20 protein-coding genes are annotated in these 22,277 nt (G+C 72.2%); 10 read left to right on the top strand and 10 right to left on the bottom strand.

Translation table 11 applies throughout. From position 1 onward, the window contains the following. Positions 1-394: 394 nt before the first annotated feature. On the bottom strand, positions 395-838 hold the full coding sequence (gene mce / locus AB2U05_RS11275) for a methylmalonyl-CoA epimerase (protein ID WP_045694860.1): 444 nt from the start codon (positions 836-838) through the stop codon (positions 395-397). 245 nt (positions 839-1,083) lie between these two features. On the opposite strand from mce, the gene AB2U05_RS11270 reads away from it, so the two are divergent. Together AB2U05_RS11270 and meaB are read left to right on the top strand one after the other, a co-directional pair. After that, complete coding sequence (locus tag AB2U05_RS11270; RefSeq protein WP_052706845.1) at positions 1,084-2,277, top strand: acetyl-CoA C-acetyltransferase; 1,194 nt, start codon at positions 1,084-1,086, stop codon at positions 2,275-2,277. A 90-nt stretch (positions 2,278-2,367) separates the two neighbouring features. Continuing rightward, complete coding sequence (meaB, locus tag AB2U05_RS11265; protein ID WP_045694941.1) at positions 2,368-3,324, top strand: methylmalonyl Co-A mutase-associated GTPase MeaB; 957 nt, start codon at positions 2,368-2,370, stop codon at positions 3,322-3,324. 57 nt (positions 3,325-3,381) lie between these two features. Here meaB and AB2U05_RS11260 read toward each other — a convergent pair whose 3' ends face one another. The 5 genes from AB2U05_RS11260 to AB2U05_RS11240 form a co-directional block, all read right to left on the bottom strand. Beyond that, positions 3,382-3,897, bottom strand: coding sequence for a MarR family winged helix-turn-helix transcriptional regulator (locus AB2U05_RS11260; RefSeq protein WP_078859785.1), 516 nt, complete (start codon positions 3,895-3,897; stop codon positions 3,382-3,384). Positions 3,898-3,937: 40 nt separating this feature from the next. Continuing rightward, complete coding sequence (locus tag AB2U05_RS11255) at positions 3,938-4,909, bottom strand: AIM24 family protein (protein ID WP_369183138.1); 972 nt, start codon at positions 4,907-4,909, stop codon at positions 3,938-3,940. Continuing rightward, on the bottom strand, positions 4,909-5,559 hold the full coding sequence (locus tag AB2U05_RS11250; RefSeq protein WP_045694865.1) for an AIM24 family protein: 651 nt from the start codon (positions 5,557-5,559) through the stop codon (positions 4,909-4,911). Before AB2U05_RS11250 ends, AB2U05_RS11255 begins: the two co-directional genes overlap by 1 nt. Further along, positions 5,559-6,197, bottom strand: a complete 639-nt coding sequence (locus AB2U05_RS11245) for an AIM24 family protein (RefSeq protein ID WP_045694867.1) — start codon at positions 6,195-6,197, stop codon at positions 5,559-5,561. Before AB2U05_RS11245 ends, AB2U05_RS11250 begins: the two co-directional genes overlap by 1 nt. Positions 6,198-6,288: 91 nt before the next feature. Next, on the bottom strand, positions 6,289-7,092 hold the full coding sequence (locus tag AB2U05_RS11240) for a DUF2127 domain-containing protein (protein WP_045694869.1): 804 nt from the start codon (positions 7,090-7,092) through the stop codon (positions 6,289-6,291). 238 nt (positions 7,093-7,330) lie between these two features. Here AB2U05_RS11240 and AB2U05_RS11235 point away from each other — a divergent pair, with 238 nt between their 5' ends. Beyond that, complete coding sequence (locus AB2U05_RS11235; protein WP_369183137.1) at positions 7,331-7,642, top strand: DUF3817 domain-containing protein; 312 nt, start codon at positions 7,331-7,333, stop codon at positions 7,640-7,642. A 99-nt stretch (positions 7,643-7,741) separates the two neighbouring features. On the opposite strand, the gene AB2U05_RS11230 is transcribed toward AB2U05_RS11235, so the two are convergent. Both AB2U05_RS11230 and AB2U05_RS11225 read right to left on the bottom strand, forming a co-directional pair. After that, positions 7,742-9,370, bottom strand: coding sequence for a M4 family metallopeptidase (locus AB2U05_RS11230; RefSeq protein ID WP_045694872.1), 1,629 nt, complete (start codon positions 9,368-9,370; stop codon positions 7,742-7,744). Between the two features lie 445 nt (positions 9,371-9,815). After that, a complete protein-coding gene (locus AB2U05_RS11225; protein ID WP_369183136.1) occupies positions 9,816-11,453 on the bottom strand; it encodes a M4 family metallopeptidase in 1,638 nt (545 codons plus the stop codon). A 497-nt stretch (positions 11,454-11,950) separates the two neighbouring features. Here AB2U05_RS11225 and AB2U05_RS11220 point away from each other — a divergent pair, with 497 nt between their 5' ends. From AB2U05_RS11220 to AB2U05_RS11210, 3 genes are all read left to right on the top strand, one after another. Next, positions 11,951-12,487 carry a MarR family winged helix-turn-helix transcriptional regulator gene (locus AB2U05_RS11220; protein WP_045694876.1) on the top strand — a complete coding sequence of 179 codons (537 nt, stop codon included), beginning with the start codon at positions 11,951-11,953 and terminating at the stop codon, positions 12,485-12,487. Between the two features lie 20 nt (positions 12,488-12,507). Next, positions 12,508-12,840 (top strand): DUF3817 domain-containing protein, encoded by a 333-nt coding sequence (locus AB2U05_RS11215; RefSeq protein ID WP_369183135.1) that lies wholly within the window; start codon positions 12,508-12,510, stop codon positions 12,838-12,840. 177 nt (positions 12,841-13,017) lie between these two features. Continuing rightward, complete coding sequence (locus AB2U05_RS11210) at positions 13,018-14,703, top strand: methylmalonyl-CoA mutase (RefSeq protein WP_369183134.1); 1,686 nt, start codon at positions 13,018-13,020, stop codon at positions 14,701-14,703. Between the two features lie 92 nt (positions 14,704-14,795). On the opposite strand, the gene AB2U05_RS11205 is transcribed toward AB2U05_RS11210, so the two are convergent. After that, a complete protein-coding gene (locus AB2U05_RS11205; protein WP_244178720.1) occupies positions 14,796-15,509 on the bottom strand; it encodes a TetR/AcrR family transcriptional regulator in 714 nt (237 codons plus the stop codon). Positions 15,510-15,875: 366 nt separating this feature from the next. Here AB2U05_RS11205 and AB2U05_RS11200 point away from each other — a divergent pair, with 366 nt between their 5' ends. The 4 genes from AB2U05_RS11200 (at position 15,876) to AB2U05_RS11185 (ending at position 20,694) form a co-directional block, all read left to right on the top strand. After that, the gene (locus AB2U05_RS11200; protein WP_045694883.1) at positions 15,876-16,871 is read left to right on the top strand and encodes a tetratricopeptide repeat protein; all 996 of its coding nucleotides are present in this window, start codon (positions 15,876-15,878) and stop codon (positions 16,869-16,871) included. A gap of 724 nt (positions 16,872-17,595) precedes the next feature. Next, positions 17,596-18,267 carry a DUF6230 family protein gene (locus tag AB2U05_RS11195; protein WP_045694885.1) on the top strand — a complete coding sequence of 224 codons (672 nt, stop codon included), beginning with the start codon at positions 17,596-17,598 and terminating at the stop codon, positions 18,265-18,267. Positions 18,268-18,562: 295 nt separating this feature from the next. Further along, positions 18,563-19,249, top strand: a complete 687-nt coding sequence (locus AB2U05_RS11190) for a DUF6114 domain-containing protein (protein ID WP_369183133.1) — start codon at positions 18,563-18,565, stop codon at positions 19,247-19,249. Beyond that, positions 19,246-20,694 (top strand): hypothetical protein, encoded by a 1,449-nt coding sequence (locus AB2U05_RS11185; protein ID WP_369183132.1) that lies wholly within the window; start codon positions 19,246-19,248, stop codon positions 20,692-20,694. Before AB2U05_RS11190 ends, AB2U05_RS11185 begins: the two co-directional genes overlap by 4 nt. 88 nt (positions 20,695-20,782) lie before the next feature. On the opposite strand, the gene pyk is transcribed toward AB2U05_RS11185, so the two are convergent. Then, entirely contained in the window at positions 20,783-22,210 is a 1,428-nt protein-coding gene (gene pyk, locus AB2U05_RS11180; RefSeq protein WP_045694889.1) for a pyruvate kinase, read from the bottom strand. Positions 22,211-22,277: the final 67 nt, after the last annotated feature.

Genomic DNA, 22,277 nt, shown 5'->3' with positions numbered 1-22,277 from the left:
GGGCCGTCCGCCGCGGTCGCCGGAATCCTGGGCGCGGGAGCGCGGGTGTGCCGCGTTCCCCCGTCCGAGTGGACTCCTGGGCGAACTCTTGCCTTGTGGAGAATGGTGACAGATCCGTGTTGCGACTGTTCAGCCGTGCCCGCGTAATGGACTCCCCTTGCGACGGGCCGACCACCGGAGGGCGGACGGGCCTGTCATCGGCCGTGCCCGTCGTCTCCGTCCCCCGGAGCCTGCGCGCACCTGGGCATTGTAGTGGGACGGCAGTGCGGGGGAATGGCCGCGTGGGGGTTTTCCGGCTCTCCGGCGAGGTTACTGACGGGTCGCTAGCCGTGCGGGGTGCCGCAGGGGCGCCGCGGTGGTGCCGCCCGGCCCGGGCGGCACCACCGTCGCGGGGTCAGTGCTCCCCGTGCTCGCCCGGCTCCGCGGCGGTGACCAGCTCGGTCAGCACGCCGCCGCAGTCCTTGGGGTGCAGGAAGGTGATCCGCGAACCCATCGAGCCGATCCGCGGCTGCTCGTACAGCACCCGGATGCCCTTGGCGCGGATGTCCTCCGAGTCGCCGTCCACGTCGGCGGTGCCGAAGGCGATGTGGTGCACGCCCTCGCCGTTCTTCTCCATCCACTTGCCGACCGCCGAGTCCGGGCGGGTCGGCTCCAGCAGCTGGAGGTACGAGGCGCCGCCGTCCCCGGTGTCGTTGATCTTGAGCATGGCCTCCCGGACGCCCTGCTCCTCGTTGACCTCGGTGTGGAACACCTCGAAGCCGTAGGTGGCGCGGTAGAACTCGACGGTCTTGTCGAGGTCTCGGCAGGCGATGCCGATGTGGTCGATGCGGGTCAGCACGACGGGCCTCCGGGGCCGTAGGCAGCAAAGTGGCACCCAGTGCATCGCATGCCCGCCGACCGCGCCAGTGCCGCGGGTGCGAGCCTGCTCACACGCGCTCGGTTCACCCGGACCGTTCCGGCACGGTGTTGACTGGATGGTGCCAGTGCGCTCGATCACACCGTTGCTCCGGTGACGGGCGGGTAGCAGGTCAGTACATTGAGCGCATCCTCAACCTGGCCACGACGTGCGAAGGGGCCCGTCCCATGACCAACACCACCTCTGTGATCGTTGCCGGGGCGCGGACCCCGATGGGCCGCCTGCTCGGCTCGCTCAAGGGCTTCTCCGGCGCCGAGCTCGGCGGCATCGCGATCAAGGCCGCGCTGGAGCGGGCCGGGGTCACCGGCGAGCAGGTCCAGTACGTGATCATGGGCCAGGTGCTGCAGGCCGGTGCCGGCCAGATCCCCGCCCGCCAGGCCGCCGTCAAGGCCGGCATCCCGATGAACGTCCCGGCGCTGACCATCAACAAGGTCTGCCTCTCCGGCCTCGACGCCATCGCGCTGGCCGACCAGCTGATCCGCGCCGGCGAGTTCGACATCGTGGTGGCCGGCGGCCAGGAGTCCATGACCAACGCCCCGCACCTGCTGCCCAAGTCCCGCGAGGGCTTCAAGTACGGCTCGATCGCGATGCTCGACGCGATGGCCCACGACGGCCTGACCGACGCCTACGAGAACATCCCGATGGGCGAGTCCACCGAGAAGCACAACACCCGCCTCGGCATCTCCCGCGAGGTCCAGGACGAGATCGCCGCCGCCTCCCACCAGCGCGCCGCCAAGGCCCAGGCGGACGGCGTCTTCGACGCCGAGATCACCCCCGTCGCGATCCCGCAGCGCAAGGGCGAGCCCGTCCTCTTCAGCCAGGACGAGGGCATCCGCGCCGACACCACCGTCGAGGGCCTGGCCAAGCTGCGCCCCGCCTTCGCCAAGGACGGCACCATCACCGCCGGCACCTCCTCGCAGATCTCGGACGGCGCCGCCGCCGTGGTCGTGATGAGCAAGGCCAAGGCCGAGGAGCTGGGCCTCACCTGGCTCGCCGAGATCGGCGCGCACGGCAACGTCGCCGGCCCGGACAACTCGCTGCAGTCGCAGCCGTCCAACGCGATCAAGCACGCGCTGGCCAAGGAGGGCCTGGAGGTCGCCGACCTCGACCTGATCGAGATCAACGAGGCCTTCGCCGCCGTCGCCCACCAGTCCAGCAAGGACCTCGGCGTCTCCTCGGACATCGTCAACGTCAACGGCGGCGCGATCGCGCTCGGCCACCCGATCGGCATGTCCGGCGCCCGCGTGGTGCTGCACCTGGCGCTGGAGCTGCAGCGCCGCGGCGGCGGCGTCGGCGCGGCCGCGCTGTGCGGCGGCGGCGGCCAGGGCGACGCGCTGATCGTGCGGGTTCCGAAGGCCTGACCCGTTCCGACCTGACCTCGGGGCTGCGGACCGCCACAAGTGGTCCGCAGCCCCTTCGGCATCTGCCGGCATCTGTGCAAGGAGATCCTGATGATCGATGTCGCCACGCTGGTCGAGCAGGCCCGGGAGGGCCGGCCGCGGGCGGTCGCCCGGCTGATCACGCTGGTCGAGAACGCCGCGCCGCAGCTGCGGGAGGCGATGGCCGCGCTCGCGCCGTACACCGGGCGGGCGTACACGGTGGGCCTGACCGGCTCGCCCGGGGTCGGCAAGTCCACCTCCACCTCCGCCCTGGTCTCCGCCTACCGGCGGCTCGGCAAGCGCGTCGGGGTGCTGGCCGTCGACCCGTCCTCGCCGTTCTCCGGCGGCGCGCTGCTCGGCGACCGGGTCCGGATGCAGGACCACGCCACCGACCCCGAGGTGTTCATCCGCTCGATGGCCACCCGCGGCCACCTCGGCGGGCTGTCCTGGGCGGCGCCGCAGGCGCTGCGGGTGCTGGACGCGGCCGGCTGCGAGGTGATCCTGGTCGAGACCGTGGGCGTCGGCCAGTCCGAGGTCGAGATCGCCGGGCAGGCGGACACCGCCGTGGTGCTGCTCGCCCCGGGGATGGGCGACGGGATCCAGGCCGCCAAGGCGGGCATCCTGGAGATCGGCGACGTCTTCGTCGTCAACAAGGCGGACCGGGACGGCGCCGACGCCACCGCCCGCGAGCTCAACCACATGCTCGGCCTCGGCGAGGCCCGCGAGGCGGGCGACTGGCGGCCGCCGATCGTCAAGACCGTCGCGGCCCGCGGCGAGGGCGTGGACGAGGTCGTCGAGGCGCTGGAGAAGCACCGCGCCTGGCTGGAGGAGCACGGCGAACTCGCCGCGCGCCGCCGCCGCCGGGCCGCCGCCGAGATCGAGGCGATCGCGCTCGTCGAACTGCGCTCCCGCATCGGCGACCTGCGCGGCGACCGCCACCTCGCCGCCCTCGCCGACCGCGTCGCCGAGGGCGCCCTCGACCCGTACCGCGCCGCCGACGAACTCGTCGCCGGCCTCACCGAGAGCTGACCTTCCCCCACCCGCGCGGGAAGTCGGCCCGGCCGGCCTCCCGCGCGGGACCGCGGGTCAGGAGCGGCCGCGGAGGTTGCGGAGGTGGTCGGCCACCGGGGCCAGGGCCTCGTACATGGCTTCCAGCTGCTCCGGGGTGAAGCGGTCGATGAAGTGGGCCCGGACGCTGCGCACGTGGTCGGGGGCGACGCGCTGCATGGTCTCCCAGCCCTGCTCGGTGAGGTGGGCGTAGAGGCCGCGGCGGTCGCCGGGGCACTCCTGGCGCAGGACCAGGCCGGCGCTCTCCATGCGGGTGATCTGGTGGGAGAGGCGGCTCTTCGACTGCAGGGTGGCGGTCGCGAGGTCGGTCATCCGCATCCGGCGGTCGGGGGCCTCGGAGAGGACGACGAGGATCTCGTAGTCGTTGATGGCCAGGTTGTGGGGCTGGAGTTCACGGCTGAGCTGGTACTCCAGCAGCTTGGCGACCTCCAGATGGGCGCGCCACATCCGCTGCTCCCTGGCGGTCAGCCAGGGAGTCTCCTCCTCGGGCTGCGACGGAGGGGTGTCCGCAGTGTCGATCGTGTGCGTATCCATGGGTCCTAGCATAGCCGATTTAGTTAAATGTTGTACAAGTTTACAGACCGAAACGTCGACCGAGGTCGCCCAGGTTACCGAGCCCGGGGGTCTGGGGGTTGCCGGCGTCGTGCCCCGGCTGGGTCGGCACCCCGCCCATCGGGACGCCCGCCTCGGCCCCGACCACGCCGACCGAGCGCTCGGCCAGCAGTTTCTCGCTGGACTGCAGCAGCACCTGCCCGGCGCCGATGAACTCGAACTGGTGCTCCTCGCCGGAGGCCCCGCCGATGCCGGTCAGCCGCCGCAGGCCGCCGACCACCCCGTGCAGGTACGCGTGGTCGTAGTGGTGGCACGGCGCCGGGCAGTCCGCCCAGCCGACCAGGGCCTGCGGGTCCACCCGGATCGGCGGCTCGACGAAGTGCACCGGCCCGTTGGAGGCGGCGACGAAGCGGCCGGTGCCGAGCAGGGTCAGGAAGCCCGGGATGATCGACTGCTTGAGCCGCAGCGTGGGGTCGAAGGCCAGCAGGTTGCCGGAGCGGACGGTCAGGTTGCCGTCCTCCAGGTCGTAGGAGTTCAGGTCGAAGGACCGGTCGGCCAGCAGCAGCTTGCCGCGGCCCTGGGCGACCACCCAGTCCGCCGCGTGCATCGGGGAGTTGAAGTGCTGCCCGAGCGCGCGGTCGACCAGGCCGGCGCCGACGCCGCGGAAGGTGATGTCGCCGTAGTAGGCGATCATCTTGCCCTTCTGCAGGAAGTACGACCCGTTCAGCTCCACCGAGAAGGCGTACGGGTTGACGTTGTCGTTGACCGGCAGGGTGTACGCGTCGTGCACCGCCGGCCCGTCGAACTGCGCGGGGGCGTGGGCCGGTTGCAGGTCCACGTAGGTGGGCTCCGGCGGCGGGCACCCCTGCGGCGGCCCGTACCCGGGCGGGGCGGGCGCCGCGGGCGGCAGCGGCGGGACGACGAAGCCGGGCTCGGTCGGCTGGTCGTACGGCGGCTGCGGGGCCCCGTACGGCGGCTGCGGCGGGTAGGACATCAGAGCTTCTCCTCGCTCGCCTGGACGTACACCGTGCCCTGGCCGGACAGCTCCAGCTGGAACGCCTCGCCCGAGCCCCGGCCGATCATCTCGCGCCAGCCGATCGCGGTGGACAGCTTGTTGCGCACCTCGCCGCGGTGCCCCACGTACGCCTGCGGGTCGACGTGCACCGGCTGCCCGGGCGTGATCGGCAGTTCGAGGACGCCGCCGTGCGCCAGCACCGCGGCCGAGCCGTGGCCCTCCAGCCGGGTGGTGAACAGGCCCTGCCCGGAGACCTGGCCGCGGACCATGCCCATCACCCCGCCCTGCGAGCCGAGGAACACGGTGGACTGGCGCAGCGTGCCGTCGAAGGCGAGCAGCCGGTCCGACTCGACGAACAGGGTGTCGCCGGTGAGGTCGACGACGTGCACGTGGTGGCCGCCGTGGCCGAACATCACCCGGCCCTCGCCCTCGACGGTCATCAGCGGGGTGTCCTCGTTGGCGACCCGGCGGCCGATCATCGACATCACGCCGCCCTGCCCGCCGGTGATGCTCGGGGTGAACCGGACGTCCCCGGTGTACGCGAGCATCGCGCCGCGCTGGCTGAACAGCTGCTGCCCGGGCGCCACCAGGGCCTCGACCATCTTGCCGTTGATCCTGGTGAAGGCCATCAGACGTCGCCCCCGAGGGTGGTCTTCTCCGAGGGCTGGACGTACACCAGGCCCTCGCCGGTGAACTCGATCTGGACGGCCTCGCCGCCGCCCTCGCCGATCACCGTCGTCCAGCCCGCGCCGGACTTCAGGCTGCGGTGCAGGTCGCCGGTGTGCGCGACGTACGCGCCCGGGTCGACCCGCAGCGGCATGTCCTTGCCGACCCGCAGGACGACGGCCGGCCCGTTGGAGGTGACGGCGGCCCAGCCGTGGCCCTCGACCTTGGTGGTGAACAGGCCGTTGCCGGAGGACATGCCGTTCAGCCCGGTGAAGCTGGTGCCGGTGTGCAGCGAGGCCTCGGTGCAGAGCAGGTTGTCCGCCTCGACGTACAGCGCCCGGCCGTCGAGCCGGACCAGGTTGATCTCGGTGGCCTGGTCGGCGAAGTAGCAGGTGCCCTGCCCCTTCACCTCCATGACGGTCATCTTCTCGCCGGTCAGCCGTCTGGCGACCATGCCGCGCAGGCCGTCCCCGCCGCCGGTCAGCTTCTTGAAGGTCATCTGCCCGGTGTAGGCGACCATCGAGCCGTGCCGGGCCTTGACGGCGTCGCCGGCCAACTCGACCGCGAGCACCCGTGATCCCTGGAGTCTGAACTGTGCCACGGCCGCAATCTAGCCGTCGCGGCCGCGGCACGGGGAGGGGGCGGGGTCGGACTGCGACCCTCCTGGTACGAGTCCGGTACGTTCGCGCCGGTCAGGTGCGCGCGTGCGCCCCGTGGCCGTGACCGGGGTGCGGGACGGCACCGGCGGCCTCCTCGACCTCCAGCAGCGAGGCCGAGTGGCGCTCCGCCTCGAAGGCGACCACGCCGCCGCGCAGCCCGAACAGGCGCTTGGAGAGCATGATCCACAGCACCGCCGCGATGTTCAGCAGCAGGGTGCAGATCTTCACCGCGCTGACGTGCTCGTGCAGCTCGTAGCCCTCCAGCGGCAGGAAGGCGGCGGTGGCGACCACCGTCAGGTACTCGGCCCAGCGCTTGTTCAGCCAGAGGCCGACCGCCTCGACGATCTCGATCAGCGCGTACGCCACCAGGGCGCCGGCGACGATCAGCAGGGTGCTCTTCTTGTAGTCGAAGGTCTTGCGGATCGTCTCGACGATCGGCGCGTGTTCGAGGTCCCAGTGGAAGTGGTCGGTGACCGGCTTGAAGACCGTCAGGTTCTCGTCGAAGACCCGGTGCACCGCGTCCTGGCTGTTGGAGAACTTCCAGACGCCCCACGCGATCAGGATGATGACGACGCCGCGCAGCACCCGTTCGACGGCCAGGAAGCGCAGGATGAAGAGGTCCCGCAGGGCCTTGCCGCGCGGCACCAGCGGGGCGTTCTGCGCCGGGCCCGAGCCGTGCGGGGCGCCGAGGGCGAAGTCGCCGCAGCGCAGGCAGCGCCAGGCGTCGCCGACCGCGGTGGCCGCGTGCAGCCGGGCGGCCAGCTCGGGCTCGGTCGGCTTGTAGGTGATGTGCCCGCGCTTGGCGCAGGTCCTGCGGTCCCAGTCCCGCTTGAACATCGTGTGACTCCCCCGTGGTGCGATGCCTCGCGCGCCCGGATCGGTGGGCGCGCGGGCAGCAGGATAGGGGGTGCGGCCGGTGCGGCGCCGCACGCCGCCGCGTTCTGGGGCGCGGCTGTGACATCGGGCACGTGCGCCCACCCCGGCCCGGGGCCCGGACGTGTGCTCGGAGATAATGACCGGGAGCTTGTGAGTCGGTTCACAAGTGATCACCGACCCCCGCAATGAGGTATCCATCGTGAACAGCAGCGCCGTCCACCGCCTGCGCCTGGTCTCCGCCCCCGAGGGGATCTCCTTCGTCCTGCTGCTGATCTGCACGGCGTTGAAGTACACCACCAGCTTCAACGCCGTCCCGGTGCTCGGCCCCGTCCACGGGACCCTCTTCATCCTGTACGTGGTGTTCTGGCAGCAGGCCCGGCTGGCGCAGAAGTGGGACGCCAAGCGCAGCCGGCTGCTGTTCGTCCTGTCGGTGGTGCCGTTCGGCGGCATCTACGTCGAGCGCACCCTGGCCCAGGAGGAGCGCGGCGAGCTGGAGCCCGCCGTCGCCTGACCCCTCGCCCCGCGCGGACGTCCGACAGGCTGCCGCGGCCTCCTCTCCCAAAGGGCCGCGGCAGCCTGCCGTCTTTCCGGGGGTGGCTGACCGGGGCGGCTAGTTGACGTTCACCCCGCTCCAGGCCGCGGCGACCGCCTTGTACTCGGCGCTGGTGGCGCCGTACAGGTCCGCCGCGGCCTTGAGGGTGCCGGTGCGGGCGGCCTTGTAGTTGGTGGTGGAGGTGAAGTAGACGGTCAGCGCGCGGTACCAGACCTTCGCGGCCTTGTCCCGGCCGATGCCGGTCACCTTCGCGCCGTTGGAGGTCGGGCTGTTGTAGGTGTAGCCGTTGATGGTCTTCGCGCCGCTGCCCTCGGACAGCAGGTAGAAGAAGTGGTTGGCGACGCCCGAGGAGTAGTGGACGTCCAGGTTGCCGACGCCGGAGTACCAGGAGTCCGCGGACTTGCCGTCCTGGGAGGGCTTGTCCATGTAGCGCAGCGGCTTGCCGTTGCCGAAGATGTTGATCTTCTCGCCGATCAGGTAGTTCGGCGGGTTGGCCGGCAGGTTGGCGTACCACTCGACCATGGTGCCGAAGATGTCCGAGGTGGCCTCGTTGAGGCCGCCGGACTCGCCGGAGTAGTTCAGGCCGGCGGTGGCGGAGGTGACGCCGTGGCTCATCTCGTGGCCGGAGACGTCGATGGCGGTGAGCGGGTGGGTGTTGCCGGCGCCGTCGCCGTACGTCATGCAGAAGCAGGAGTCGTCCCAGAACGCGTTGACGTAGGCGGAGCCGTAGTGGACGCGGCTGGCCGCGCCGACGCCGTTGTTCTTGATGCCGTTGCGGCCGAAGGTGTTCTTGTAGAAGTCCCAGGTGGCGGCCGCGCCGAACTGGGCGTCCACGGCGGCGGACTGGCGGTTGGAGACCAGGCCGTTGCCCCAGCTGTTGCTGGTGCTGGTGAAGAGCGAGCCGCTGCCCGAGGTGGCGCCCTTCAGGTCGGTGGTGGACTGGCCGCCGCGGCTCGCGTCCTTGAGCGAGTACGTGGAGCCGCTCTGGGTGGTGGTCAGCGGGACGGTGCCGACGTTGACGCCCTTGCCGGTGCCGGACGCGGTCTGGATCTCCTCGTGGGTGGAGAGCAGTTCGCCGCTCGTGGCGTCGGTGACCACCTGCTGGCGGCTCGGGGTGCCGTCCGCGCGCTCGCCGCGCACCACCGTGCGGTGGGCCAGGCGGGGGTTGCCGTCCGCCGCCCAGACCACCAGCTCGGCGGCGTCGGCGCCGTCGACCCGGGCGAGCGCGGCCTCGTCCTCGTCGGCGGCCAGGCCGACCGTCGCCCGGACGGCGGCGGTGGCCTTCTCGCCGGCCTGGTTCGCGGCCAGGCCGGGGGTGAGGGTCGGCAGCGCCAGCCGGCCGTCGAAGGCCCGGTCGACGGAGGCCACCGAGCCGTCCGTGCGCTGGTGGACGACCAGGTCGCCGCCGAGCACCGGGAGGCCCTCGTAGGTGCGCTCGTACCGCAGGTGCCTGGTGCCGTCGCGGTCCACCACGGCGTCCTTGGCGACCAGCCGCTCCTGGCCGGGCAGCCCCAGCGCCTGGGCGAGCGGGGCGCTCTGCCCGGCGGCGAGGCTCAGCGGGGAGGTCTGCTGCAGCTCGGGGCCCGGGGCGGCGGCCTGGGCGGCGGGGACGGCGGCGATCTGGATGACGCCGGCCAGCAGGGCGGTGGCGGAGAGTACGGCTCCGGCCGTCAGCTTTCGCTTCACGTACGGGGGTTCCTTCCAGGAGACCCGCGAGTGCGCGCGGGCGCGCCGCGTACCGGGGCGCCGGGCTTGGCGCCGTTGGGGCGGTAGGGCGCGGACGTGCGGCTCCCGTGCGGCTGCTGACGCTGCGCCGGTGGGTGGGGCGGCGGTGCGTCGACGGGGGCTTGGTCATAAGCATGACAATCGGCGGCGGCGAAGGACAGGCCGCGTGCGGGGATTGGCCGGGAACCGCCAGTGCCGGTACGGGTGGTTCGGGTGCGTTCCCGTGCCCGGTGCGGGCGGTTCGTCCCCACTGGCGGGACTCCGCCAGCCGGGCCGTCTTGACGGGCCGCCTTGACGGTCGTCTCGACGGTCGTCTCGACGGGTCGGGGGAGTTGGGTGGACGCCCGGGGCCGGCCCTCCATGGCGGGGCCCCGGGCGTCCTGACTGCGGCGCGGTGCGGCGTGCGTCAGTTGACGTTGACGCCGCTCCACGCGGCGGCGACCGCGTTGTACTCGGCGCTGCTCGCGCCGTACAGGTCCGCCGCGGCCTTCAGGGTGCCGGTGCGGGCGCTCGCGTAGTTGGTGGTGGAGGTGAAGTAGACGGTCAGCGCGCGGTACCAGATCTGCGCGGCCTTGTCCCGGCCGATGCCGGTCACCGACGCGCCGTTGGAGGTCGGGCTGTTGTAGCTGAACCCGTTGATGGTCTTCGCGCCGCTGCCCTCGGACAGCAGGTAGAAGAAGTGGTTGGCGACGCCCGAGGAGTAGTGGACGTCCAGGTTGCCGACGCCCGAGTACCAGGAGTCGGCCGAGGAGCCGTCCTTGCTCGGCTTGTCCATGTAGCGCAGCGGGCTGCCGTCGCCGTTCAGGTTGATCAGCTCGCCGATCCAGTAGTTCGGCGGGTTCTTGGGCAGGTTGGCGTAGAACTCGACCATCGTGCCGAGGATGTCCGAGGTGGCCTCGTTGAGGCCGCCGGACTCACCCGAGTAGTTCAGGCCGGCGGTGGCCGAGGTGACGCCGTGGCTCATCTCGTGGCCCGCCACGTCGATCTCGGTGAGCGGGTGGGTGTTGCTCGCGCCGTCGCCGTACGACATGCAGAAGCAGCTGTCGCTCCAGAACGCGTTGACGTAGCCGGAGCCGTAGTGCACCCGGCTGGTCGCGCCGACGCCGTCGTTCTTGATGCCGCTGCGGCCGAAGGTGTTCTTGTAGAAGTCCCAGGTCGCCGCCGCGCCGTACTGGGCGTCCACCGCGGCGGACTCGCCGCTGGAGACGGTGCCGTTGCCCCAGGTGTTGGTGGTCTTCGCGTACAGGGTGCCCGAACCGGAGGTGCGGTTCTTCATGTTGACGGTCGACTGGCCGCCGCGGGAGGCGTCCTTCAGCGAGTAGCCGGTGCTCGTCTGGGTGGTGGTCAGCGGGACGGTGCCGACGAAGACGCCGTTGCCGGTGCCGGCCGCGGTCTGCACCTGCTCGTGGGTGGAGAGCACCTGGCCGCTCGCCGCGTCGGTGACCAGCAGCTGGCTGCTCGGCGTGCCGTCCGCGCGCTCGCCCTCGACCGTCGTCCGGTAGGCCAGGCGCGGGTTGCCGTCGCTCGCCCAGATGACCAGCTCGGCCTTGCCGGTCTGGTGCACCGCCTTGATCGGCGACTCGTCCTTGTCGGCGGCTATGCCCACGGTCGCCTGGACGGCGCCGGTGGCCTGGGCGGCGGCCTTGTCGGCCGGGATCTGCGGGGTGAGGCTCGGCAGGCTCAGCTGCGCGCCGACGGCCTTGTCGACCGAGGTCACGGTGCCCGCGGCGCTCTGGTGGACGACCAGGTCGCCGCCGAGCACCGGCAGGCCGGCGTAGGTGCGCTCGAAGCGCAGGTGCTTGGTGCCGTCGCGGTCCACCACCGCGTCCTTGGCCACCAGCTGCTCCTGGCCGCCCAGCTTCAGGGCCTTGGCCAGCGGACCCGACTGCCCGCCGGCCAGCGCGAGCGCGGCGGCGTGCTGCTCGGAGGCCTGCGGCTGCGGGGCACCGAGCGGGCTGGCCTGGGCGGCGCTGCTCACTCCGACGACGCCGGTGAGCAGGGCGGTGGCGGAGAGTACGGCGACTGCTGCGAGCTTTCGCTTCACGGACGAGTCCTTCCGGGAAACCGCGGTTGGGCGCGGTCGCGCGGCGTCCCGGGGGCCGGGGTCGGCTCCTGAGGGGCGGGACGGGCGCTGACGTGCGGGACCCCGTACGGCCGAGGGGCAGACCACCGGTGGGTGGGGGTGGTGGCTGCCTTGCGGGGTTGGCGGAAATCATGGCGACCGGGCAAACGAAATGACAGGTCTTGCTCATGAATTGGCCAAGTCCCGCCAGAGCGCGGGAATGTGAACGGACGGACGAACCGGGGCGAACCGTCCCGTCTTTCAGCGGGTTACCCGTTGAACCGGGGCCTGGTAGTGCGACGTTGCCCGGAGAAGTGGGCAACGGCCAACGGCCGTCCGGCGGTTGGCGCGGGTTCACGTCCCCGCAACGTCCTGGTACGGACCTGACGGCCCGATTGGCGGGTTCCCGCCACGTGCCGCGCTTGTCCAGCATCAGGACGGCTGGTAGCACGCGTACCGTCCGCCGGTACGGTAAGGAGGTGGCCAAGCCCCTCGCACTCGACTTCGACCCGATCGCCCGCGCCGACGAGCTGTGGACCCGCCGCTGGGGCGGTGTCCCCTCGATGGCGGCGATCACCTCGATCATGCGCGCGCACCAGATCCTGCTCTCCCGGGTCGACGCGGTGCTCAAGCCGTACGGGCTGACCTTCGCCCGGTACGAGGCGCTGGTGCTGCTGACCTTCAGCCGGACCGGCGAGCTGTCGCTGTCCAAGATCGGCGAGCGGCTGATGGTCCACCCGACCAGCGTCACCAACACCGTCGACCGGCTGGAGCGAGCCGGCCTGGTCGCCCGCCGCCCCAACCCGCTGGACGGCCGCGGGGTGCTCGCGGCGATCACCGAGCGTGGCCGCGAGGTCGTCGAGGAGGCCACCCGGGAGCTGATGGCGATGGAGTTCGGGCTGGAGGAGTACGGCCCCGAGCAGTGCCGCGAGGTGTTCGAGCTGCTCAGGCCGCTGCGGGTGGCCGCCGGAGACTTCACCGATCCGGGTGAGGGGGCTGCGCGGGGGAGGCCGTGAGGACGGTTACCCTCGATGCCATGAAGCAGAGTGTGCTGACCCGCTACCGGGCCATGGCGTATGTCACCGGCGTCCTCCTCGTGCTGCTGACCGCCGGCGTGATCGCCAAGTACGTGCTGGACATCGACGGCGCGTCCGGCTTCACCACCGCGGTCGGCATCGCGCACGGCTGGCTGTACGTGGTGTACCTGGTGTTCGCCTTCGACCTGGGCACCAAGGCCAAGTGGCCGGTCGGCAAGCTGGCCTGGGTGCTGCTGGCCGGGGTCGTCCCGACCGCCGCCTTCTTCGTCGAGCGCCGGGTGTCGCGCGAGGTCGCGCCGCTGATCCAGGCGCCGGAGCCGGTCAGCGCCTGAGCGCCGCCGACGCGGGACCTTCGAGAGCGCCCCTCCCCGAACCGCGGGGGAGGGGCGCTCCCGTCATTTCGGGCGGGTATCCATCGACAAGTAGTAGGACGTCCGAGTAAATTAGTAGGACGTCCTATCACTGTGCCGCCCGTGCCGTGGCGGCCGTACGGAGCGGAGTTCGGGGCCATGGACGCCGAGGAGATCGAGCGCGGACGCCAGCGCTGGCAGGACCGGTACGACAGGGCCCGCAAGCGGGACGCGGACTTCACCACCCTCTCCGGTGACGAGGTCGAGCCGGTGTACGGGCCCGCCCCCGGGCAGGCCGTGGAGGGCTTCGAACGGATCGGCTGGCCCGGTGAGTACCCCTTCACCCGCGGCCTCCACCCCACCGGCTACCGCGGCCGGACGTGGACCATCCGCCAGTTCGCCGGCTTCGGCAACGCGCAGCAGACCAACGAGCGCTACCGGATGATCCTGGAGGCGGGCGGCGGCGGCCTCTCGGTCGCCTTCGACATGCCCACCCTGATGGGGTACGACTCGGACGACGCCAAGTCGCTCGGCGAGGTCGGCCACTGCGGCGTGGCCATCGACTCGGCCGCCGACATGGAGGTGCTGTTCGACGGCATCCCGCTCGGCGACGTCACCACCTCGATGACGATCAGCGGCCCGGCCGTCCCGATCTTCTGCATGTACATCGTGGCGGCCGAGCGCCAGGGTGTCGACCCGGCCGTGCTCAACGGCACCCTGCAGACGGACATCTTCAAGGAGTACATCGCGCAGAAGGAGTGGCTCTTCGCCCCCGAGCCGCACCTGCGCCTGATCGGCGACCTGATGGAGCACTGCGCCCGGGGCATCCCGGCGTACAAGCCGCTGTCCGTCTCCGGCTACCACATCCGCGAGGCCGGGGCGACGGCCGCGCAGGAGCTGGCGTACACCCTCGCGGACGGCTTCGCCTACGTCGAGCTGGGCCTGTCCCGCGGCCTGGACGTGGACGTCTTCGCGCCCGGCCTGTCCTTCTTCTTCGACGCGCACCTCGACTTCTTCGAGGAGATCGCCAAGTTCCGCGCCGCGCGCCGGATCTGGGCCCGCTGGATGCGCGACCGCTTCGGCGCGAAGACCGACAAGGCGCAGTGGCTGCGCTTCCACACCCAGACCGCCGGCGTCTCGCTCACCGCGCAGCAGCCGTACAACAACGTGGTGCGCACCGCCGTCGAGGCGCTCAGCGCGGTGCTCGGCGGCACCAACTCGCTGCACACCAACGCCCTGGACGAGACCCTGGCGCTGCCCTCCGAGCAGGCCGCCGAGATCGCCCTGCGCACCCAGCAGGTGCTGATGGAGGAGACCGGCGTCACCAACGTGGCCGACCCGCTGGGCGGTTCCTGGTACGTCGAGGCGCTGACCGACCGGATCGAGCAGCAGGCCGAGGCGATCTTCCAGCGGATCCTCGACAAGGGCCGCGAGGACCACGAGATCGGCCCGATCACCTCCGGCATCCTGCGCGGCATCGAGGAGGGCTGGTTCACCGGCGAGATCGCCGAGGCCGCCTTCCAGTACCAGCAGGGCGTGGAGAAGGGCGAGAAGCGCGTGGTCGGCGTCAACTGCCACCCGCGCAGCGTCACCCCCGAGCTGGAGATCCTGCGGGTCAGCCACGAGGTCGAGCGCGAGCAGGTCCGCGTGCTGCGCGAGCGCAAGGCGGCCCGGGACGAGACGGCCGTGAAGGCCGGGCTGGACGCCATGCTGGCGGCCGCCCGCTCGGGCGAGTCGATGATCCCGCCGATGCTGGACGCGGTCCGCGCCGAGGCGACGCTGGGCGAGATCTGCAACGCCCTGCGCGCCGAGTGGGGCACCTACCAGGAGAACGCGGCGTTCTGAGGCCCTGACCACCGCGTAGCCACCGCGGAGCCGCCGTACGGGACCGCCCGTACGGCGGCTTCGCCGTGCCCTCGGCGCGCCGCTCTCGGCTTTCAGCAGAGGGTGAGCGAGCCCAGGAGGAGGTCGGTGAAGCGGGTGATCCACTCCGGGGTGATCGGTTCGCCGCTGACCAGGACGCGGTGTTCGACGGTGCCGGCGACGATGTCGAAGATGATGTCGATCTCCGCGCAGGCCGTCTCGCGGTCGGCGTCCGGGGCGAGTTCGCCGCGGGCCTGGGCGGCGGCGCGGCCCTGCCGGACGAGGTGCTTCTGCGGGTCGACGATGGCCTCGCGGATGCGGCGGCGCAGCTGGCGGTCGCGGGTGCCCTCGGCGAACAGGGCGAGCAGCGCGGCCTGGGTCTCCGGGCGGGCCAGCAGGTCGGCGAACTGGGCGACCACGGCCTCGATGTCGGCGCGCAGGCTGCCCAGGTCGGGCATCTCCAGTTCGTCGAACAGGCTGGCGACGGCGTCGACCACGAGTTCGTTCTTGGAGGGCCAGCGGCGGTAGAGGGTGGTCTTGGCGACCTTGGCGCGGGTCGCGACGTGGCCCATGGTCAGGCCGCCCCAGCCGAGTTCGGCCAGGGCCTCGCGGGTGGCGTCGAGGATCGCGAGGTCGGCGGCGGCGCTGCGGGGACGGCCCTTGGCCCGGGCCGTGGCGGCCGCGGGGCCGGTGGCCGGGGCGCCGGCGGCTCCGGGCTCGGCGGCCGCGGGCTCGGTGGCCGCGGGGTCGGCGGTCAGCGGGCTCGCGGGGGGCTGGGCGGCCGGCACCGGGCCTCCTTGCGCTTTACTGGTAAGTAACTTGGGTGGGGCTGGTAACGGTAGCGACTGTTCGCCGGTTCGGGCAGCCGCGCGGGCCGGGAAAGTGGGGCAGGTCACGTCCAGGAACCACCGGTGGGGCTTGCGGCCGGGGCCCCGGATCCAGTTACGCTACGACTCGTAGCGAAAGCTGGCGACAACCAGGCGCCGCACCCCGTGGGACGGGAGCGGCGCGGGCGAGGGTGGGGACCCTCGCCGAACGCTTCAGGCTACCGGGGAGCGGGTGCCCGGCACGGGAATCCGCGCCGCGCGGCCCGCGCGGGGCGACTTTCCGGAGGATGGCGCCCACGAGCAGCGCGGACGGGGGAGGATGGTGCCATGCAGCCACGGAATTCGCGTCTCAACAGCTCCGCCCTGCGCGGTGCGGTCGACCTCGCCGCAGTGAAGGCAGCCGGCGAGGCTGCCCAGAAGGCCGAGCAGGCCCGGGCCGAGCGGGCCCGGCAGGTCGCCGCCGCCGAGGCGGACGGCATCGCCGCCCCCGCCGCCGCCTACCAGCTCGTCATCGACGTCACCGAGGACACCTTCGAGACCGAGGTTGTCCAGCGCTCCACCGAGGTGCCGGTCGTCATCGACTTCTGGGCCGAGTGGTGCGGCCCCTGCAAGCAGCTCAGCCCGGTCCTGGAGGGCCTGGCCGAGGAGTACGCCGGCCGCTTCGTGCTCGCCAAGATCGACGTCGACGCGAACCAGCTGATCGCCCAGCAGTTCGGCATCCAGGGCATCCCGGCCGTGATGGCCGTGGTGGCCGGCCAGCTGGTGCCGCTGTTCCAGGGCGCGGAGAGCGCGGCCAACGTCCGCAAGGTGCTCGACCAGCTGCTGCTGGTCGCCGAGCAGCGCTTCGGCATCGTCGGCGGCGCCGTCGCCCCGGGCGAGGGCGGCCCGGCCGCCGCCCCGCAGCGGCCGGAGGACCCGGCGCTGGCCGCCGCGCACGACGCGCTGGACCGCGGCGACCTGGGCGGCGCCGTCCAGGCGTACCAGAACGTGCTGGCCGAGCAGCCCGGCAACACCGAGGCGAAGCTGGGCCTGGCGCAGGCCCAACTGCTGCGCCGGGTCGAGGCCCTGGACCCGCAGGAGGTCCGGGCGACGGCCGCGGCCGCTCCGAAGGACGTCGAGGCGCAGCTGAAGGCGGCGGACCTGGACCTGGTGGGCGGTCACGTCGAGGACGCCTTCGGGCGCCTGGTGGACACCGTGGGCCGGACCTTCGGCGAGGACCGGGACACCGCCCGGGTCCGTCTGCTCGAACTGTTCGAGGTGATCGGTCCGGAGGACCCGCGGGTCACGGCGGCCCGTTCGGCGCTGGCCCGGGTGCTGTTCTGAGCCCGTCCGGGGCGCGGTGCGCGGGGGTGGCCGCCGTGGCGCCTGGCACGGCGGGTGACCTGCGGTGTCGTTGGGTGATTTGACGACAATCGCGTCAACCGGGCGGACGTTTACCAAATCTTGATTTCACCCGTGGGTGGTCACATTCCGTGACCACCCACGGGTGTTTCACTGGTGTTTCCGGGGGATTTCGTCAGCGGCGGTTCTGTGAAGCGTCACGCAGGGTGCGCATCGCGGTCGTTCCATGATCGATGCCACCGAATGTTGCATTACCCGTCAGTAAGCAACCCCTTGTGCTTCGCCCGGGATTCAAGCACGATCGGCCACGCCCGGTCCCAGACTCCACACCCTCCGACCGCCGGTCGGCGACGCGGAGTTCGGGAACCCCACCGGGTGCTCCGCCGGTCCACGGCCGGCGGTAGGGAGGGCAGGGGGGTATCCGCGGTCCCACGGCGGTTCCTGCCTTCGACCGGCCGCGCGGCCCTGCGCGGTCGCTGGTTGTCGCTCGGGGGTGATCGCCGAATGTCGCCGGTCCGGCCCGCCGTCCCACCAGGACGGTCGGCGGAAGGACGGGAGTGCCGCCGCACGCAGGCCGCTCCCGGGGCCGACGACGCCCAAGGCGCTCTCCGCTACCGAGGACGTAGCTCTCTCCCATCCCAGGCCCCCACCGGCGCGGGACGCGCCGCCGGGAGCCGGAGATGTACGTCCTAGAAGGAGGACTCGCATGTCCAAGACCTACGGCAAGACCCGCTGGAAGCGCTTCGCCCTGGTGATGGTGCCGAGCGTCGCGGCCACCGCGATGGTCGGCGTCTCGATCGCCAACAGCGCGCTCGCCGCCTCGTTCAGCATTTCCGGCCAGCAGTTCAAGGTCAGCACCGACCACCTGCACGGCACCAACTTCGCCCAGTTCGGCTCCGTCGACATCGAGGCGAACGGCAAGCCGCACCCGGTCGCCGTCTCGGCCTTCGACCACGCCGAGATCACCAACATGTGCCAGTCGGTGGTCACCGACCTGTCCGCGTTCGGTCTGGGCAAGATCACCCTCCAGCTGCACGCCGGCACCGAGGCGGGCAAGCCGGTCGTGGCCGACAACCTGCTGATCGACCTGGAGCAGCTGAAGGCCGACGCGACCTTCACCGACATCAACATCGGCCAGGACGCCTCCACCCTCGCCGGCTCGGCCACCCAGGGCTGGACCCCGCACCCGGGCGTCACCAAGGCCGGCGGCGGCGCCGGCCTGCCCTCCGGCGCGACCGGCTTCGCCCAGGCCGCCAAGACGGCCGACCTGAGCAGCGTTCAGCAGACCGCGCGGGCCACCTCGGCCGGCACCTTCAAGCTGAACGGCCTGAGCCTCTCGCTGAAGAGCGGCGACGGCGCGGGCAACGAGTGCTTCTGAGCCTCGCCTGACGGCACGCCGCCCGGCTCGGCCGGGTGACGGGTCCTGGGGGCTTGTCTGACAATTCGCGTCGGATCGGCGCGCGGCGTTGGGCGCCCGGCTGGGCGTGCCGGCGGATCGTCCTCGTACTGGGTGTACTTGGGCGATTCGCCGGTGCGTCCAGGCGGGATGCCCGGCGTCGCGCGCCCGGCGGGAATTGTCAGACAAGCCCCGAGCCGGGTGCGGCGGGCGACCGCCGCCCCCGGCCACCCCCCTTTTTTGTTCCAACCTCGTAGCGACGCCGAGGAGTTACACCATGTCCAGCGCAACGGTCGAGACGCGGCCCGGCCATCAGAACCCGATCGGGTGGCTCTGGCGGCACTGGCGTGACTTCCGCCGCACCAGGCCCTACTGGGGCGGCAAGCTGGCCATGATCGCCGGCGTCCCGATCCTCTACTTCCCGTACGCGCACCTGTCGCTCGGCGGCATGACGATCGCGATGTCCACCACGGCGGGCGCCGGATCGCTGATCATCGGGGTCCTGATGATCATCCTCGGCCTGACCGCCTGGTTCCAGCCGGCCGTCCGGGTCTTCGCGGGCATCGCGACGATCCTGCTGACGCTGGTGTCGATCCCGGTCTCCAACCTGGCGGGCTTCGGCATGGCGCTGCTGCCCGGCCTGATCGGCGGCGGACTGATGGTGTCCTGGGCGCCGCTGCCGGAGCCGAAGCCCGAGGCGGCGGCCAAGGGGCGGCGCGGGCGCCGGGCCCGGAAGGCGGAGGCCGCCGTGGCCACGAACGCCGTCGTCCAGAGCGTCGCCACCGAGACGGTCGCCGAGGCCGCTACCGCGACCGAGGCCGCGCCCGCCGCCGAGGCCGCTACCGAGACCAAGGCCGCTCCCGTCGCCGAGGCGCCCACCGCGAAGCTGCCCGCGCAGGCGGAGCCGCGCGAGCCCGCCGCCGAGGCGCCGGCCGCGGCCGGGGACCAGGGGGAAGCGCGGTGACCGGGCCGGCCGAGCAACCGGACGGCGCGGACGCGCCCGCGCGCAGGGCCGGCCGGCACGCCGCGCCGCGCACCCCCGTACGGGTCCGCCTGCGGGGCCGGGCGCTGGCGATGGCCGCGGTGCCGACCGCGCTGCTGATGGCCGCCGCCTACACGCCGAACCCGGCGGTGGCCGAGGCCGCGGCGGGCAAGTGCGGGACGGCCCCCGCCTCGGTGCCGGACGTCGCGCCGGTCGAGACGCCCGTCCCGAAGAGCGAGCTGCCCGCACCGCCGCCCGGCCCGTCCGCGGTGCCCACCGGCGGCCCGACCTCGCTGCCCACCCAGGCACCCACCCAGGCACCCACCCAGACGCCGACCCAGGCGCCGAGCGTGCCCGCCCAGCAGCCGACCTCGCCGGTCAAGTCGCCCGTCCAGACGCCGACCACCCAGCCGCCCGCCGTCCGCTCCGCCGCCACCGGCGGCTCGGGCGCGGTGAGCGCGGTCTACCGGGACGGCGGCACGGGCACCGGCACGGCCAGCCAGGCCGGCCTGATCGACGACATCGTCGGCGGCATCACCCACCTGCTGGACCCGGGGAGTGCGGCGAGCCCGTCGCCGAGTGCCAAGCCGGGTGCGACCACGCCCGCGCCGGCCACCGCCCCGGCCCCGGGCGCCCCCGCGCCGCGGGCCGGCACCCAGGCCCAGCCCGCCCAGCCGCAGCAGGCCCCGGCGGCCGGCACTCAGGGCGCCGGCACCCAGGACACCGGTGCGCAGGACGCCGTGCCCGCCGCCACGCCGTCCGCGGGCCCGAGCGGGAAGGCGGCGCCGAAGCCCGCCGCCGGTGCCAAGCCGAGCGCGGACGCCTCCGCCGCGCCCGCCGCCACGCCGTCCGGCTCGCCGACCGCGACGCCGACCACCGACCCCAACTGCGCGGTGGACGCCCGCAACCTGACGGCCGGCAAGGCCGCCGGCGGGGACGTCGTCCCGCTGCAGAACTGGACGCTGCAGTCCAGCCGGCTCGGCCTGCACGGCGCGGCCTTCCACGGCGTCTACGACGTGCGGACCCCGACCGGCACCAAGCGGGTGCTGAAGTTCGTGGTGGACAGCGTCGACATCGAGAACCTCGACATGTCGACTCTGGAGGGCAACGGCGTCACCTTCCACGTGCAGGGCGGCCCGGGCACCACCTCGACCATGCGCAACGGCCCGGTGACCATGTACGTGGAGCGGCTGTCCGGCCACCTCTCCAAGGTGCTCGGCCTGCCGATCCCGATCGACCTGGGCGAGATCACCCTCACCCCGGACACCCTGCCGCGCTGGCTGTACGACCTGATCGGCTCCATCCCGATCCCGCTGGAGCTGGAGCTGACCCAGGTCACCGCCAAGCAGGCCGGCCAGTTCGGCGGCACGCTGCACATCCCGGGGATGCACCTGTTCAACGACGACGCGCCCTACAGCGACAAGTAGCTGCGACAAGTAGTCGGCACCACAACGCCGTTGGGGCGGCCCTCCGTGAACGGAGGGCCGCCCCAACGGCGTTGGCGCTACCGGTGGCTCACTCGCCCCGGGTGCCCAGGTGGTGCACCTGGACCATGTTGGTGGTGCCGGGGATGCCGACCGGGACACCGGCGGTGACGATCACCGTGGAGCCCTCCTCCAGCCGGCCCATCTTCAGCAGCTCGCGGTCGACCTGGGCGACCATCGCGTCGGTGGTGGCGACCTGCTCGGTGACGTAGGCCTCGACGCCCCAGCTGAGCGAGAGCTGGTTGCGGGTGGCCGAGTCGGGGGTGAACGCGATCACCGGGATCGGCGAGCGGTAGCGGGACAGCCGGCGCGCGGTGTCACCGGACTTGGTGAACGCGACCAGCGCCTTGCCGTTCAGGAAGTCGCCGAGCTCGCACGCGGCGCGGGCGACCGAGCCGCCCTGGGTGCGCGGCTTGCGGCCCGGGTTGAGCGGCTGGAGGCCCTGGCCGACCAGCTCCTCCTCGGCCTTCTCGCAGATCCGGCTCATGGTGCGGACGGTCTCGACCGGGTACTTGCCGACGCTGGACTCGGCGGAGAGCATCACCGCGTCGGTGCCGTCCAGGATGGCGTTCGCGACGTCGGAGACCTCGGCGCGGGTCGGGCGCGAGGCGTGGATCATCGACTCCATCATCTGGGTGGCGACGATGACCGGCTTGGCGTTGCGGCGGGCCAGCGTGATCAGCTGCTTCTGGACCAGCGGCACCCGCTCCAGCGGGTACTCCACCGCGAGGTCGCCGCGGGCGACCATGATGGCGTCGAAGGCGAGGACGATCTCCTCCATGGCCTCGACGGCCTGCGGCTTCTCGATCTTGGCGATGACCGGCACCCGGATGCCGACCTCGTCCATGATCGCGTGGACGTCCTTGATGTCGGCCGCGTTGCGGACGAAGGACAGCGCGACCATGTCGACGCCGAGGCGCAGCGCGAACCGCAGGTCGTCCTTGTCCTTCTCGGACAGCGCGGGCACGTTCACGGCCGCGCCGGGCAGGTTGATGCCCTTGTTGTTCGAGAGCACGCCGCCCTCGACCACCACGGTCTTCACCCGCGGGCCGTCGACGCTGACGACCTCCAGGGCGATGACGCCGTCGTTGATCAGGATCGGGTCGCCGGGCTTCACGTCGCCGGGCAGGCCCTTGTAGGTGGTGCCGCAGATGTGCTGGTCACCGGGGACGTCCTCGGTGGTGATGGTGAACTCGTCGCCGTTGTCGACGGTCACCGGGCCGTTGGCGAAGGTCGCCAGACGGATCTTGGGACCCTGGAGGTCGGCAAGGACGCCGATGGCCTTGCCGGTGTCCTCCGAGACCTGGCGGACCTTTCGGTACCGCTCCTCGTGGTCCGCGTGGTTGCCGTGGCTCATGTTCAGTCGGGCGACGTTCATGCCCGCCTCGACGATGGCCTTCAGCTGTTCGTAGGAGTCCGTCGCCGGACCCAGGGTGCAGACAATTTTCGCTCGGCGCATATCGGTCAGTCTATCCGTTCGTGTTATAGGCGCATTCGGCACGGATCGTGAGGAATCGCCGACGAAT

It is taken from the genome of Streptomyces sp. Y1, from assembly GCF_041053115.1.
Lineage (GTDB): Bacteria > Actinomycetota > Actinomycetes > Streptomycetales > Streptomycetaceae > Kitasatospora > Kitasatospora rubellomurina.
Note: the sequence above shows the minus strand (reverse complement) of the source record. Positions and strands in the feature narration are given on the sequence as shown.

Coding starts and splice junctions, on each gene's coding strand:
- AB2U05_RS11190 (WP_369183133.1), top strand. CDS start 18,563: ATGTCCAGCGCAACGGTCGAGACGCGGCCCGGCCATCAGAACCCGATC.
- AB2U05_RS11210 (WP_369183134.1), top strand. CDS start 13,018: ATGGACGCCGAGGAGATCGAGCGCGGACGCCAGCGCTGGCAGGACCGG.
- AB2U05_RS11250 (WP_045694865.1), bottom strand. CDS start 5,559: ATGGCCTTCACCAGGATCAACGGCAAGATGGTCGAGGCCCTGGTGGCG.
- AB2U05_RS11240 (WP_045694869.1), bottom strand. CDS start 7,092: ATGTTCAAGCGGGACTGGGACCGCAGGACCTGCGCCAAGCGCGGGCAC.
- AB2U05_RS11200 (WP_045694883.1), top strand. CDS start 15,876: ATGCAGCCACGGAATTCGCGTCTCAACAGCTCCGCCCTGCGCGGTGCG.
- AB2U05_RS11195 (WP_045694885.1), top strand. CDS start 17,596: ATGTCCAAGACCTACGGCAAGACCCGCTGGAAGCGCTTCGCCCTGGTG.
- AB2U05_RS11215 (WP_369183135.1), top strand. CDS start 12,508: ATGAAGCAGAGTGTGCTGACCCGCTACCGGGCCATGGCGTATGTCACC.
- pyk (WP_045694889.1), bottom strand. CDS start 22,210: ATGCGCCGAGCGAAAATTGTCTGCACCCTGGGTCCGGCGACGGACTCC.
- AB2U05_RS11260 (WP_078859785.1), bottom strand. CDS start 3,897: ATGGATACGCACACGATCGACACTGCGGACACCCCTCCGTCGCAGCCC.
- AB2U05_RS11255 (WP_369183138.1), bottom strand. CDS start 4,909: ATGTCCTACCCGCCGCAGCCGCCGTACGGGGCCCCGCAGCCGCCGTAC.
- meaB (WP_045694941.1), top strand. CDS start 2,368: ATGATCGATGTCGCCACGCTGGTCGAGCAGGCCCGGGAGGGCCGGCCG.
- AB2U05_RS11270 (WP_052706845.1), top strand. CDS start 1,084: ATGACCAACACCACCTCTGTGATCGTTGCCGGGGCGCGGACCCCGATG.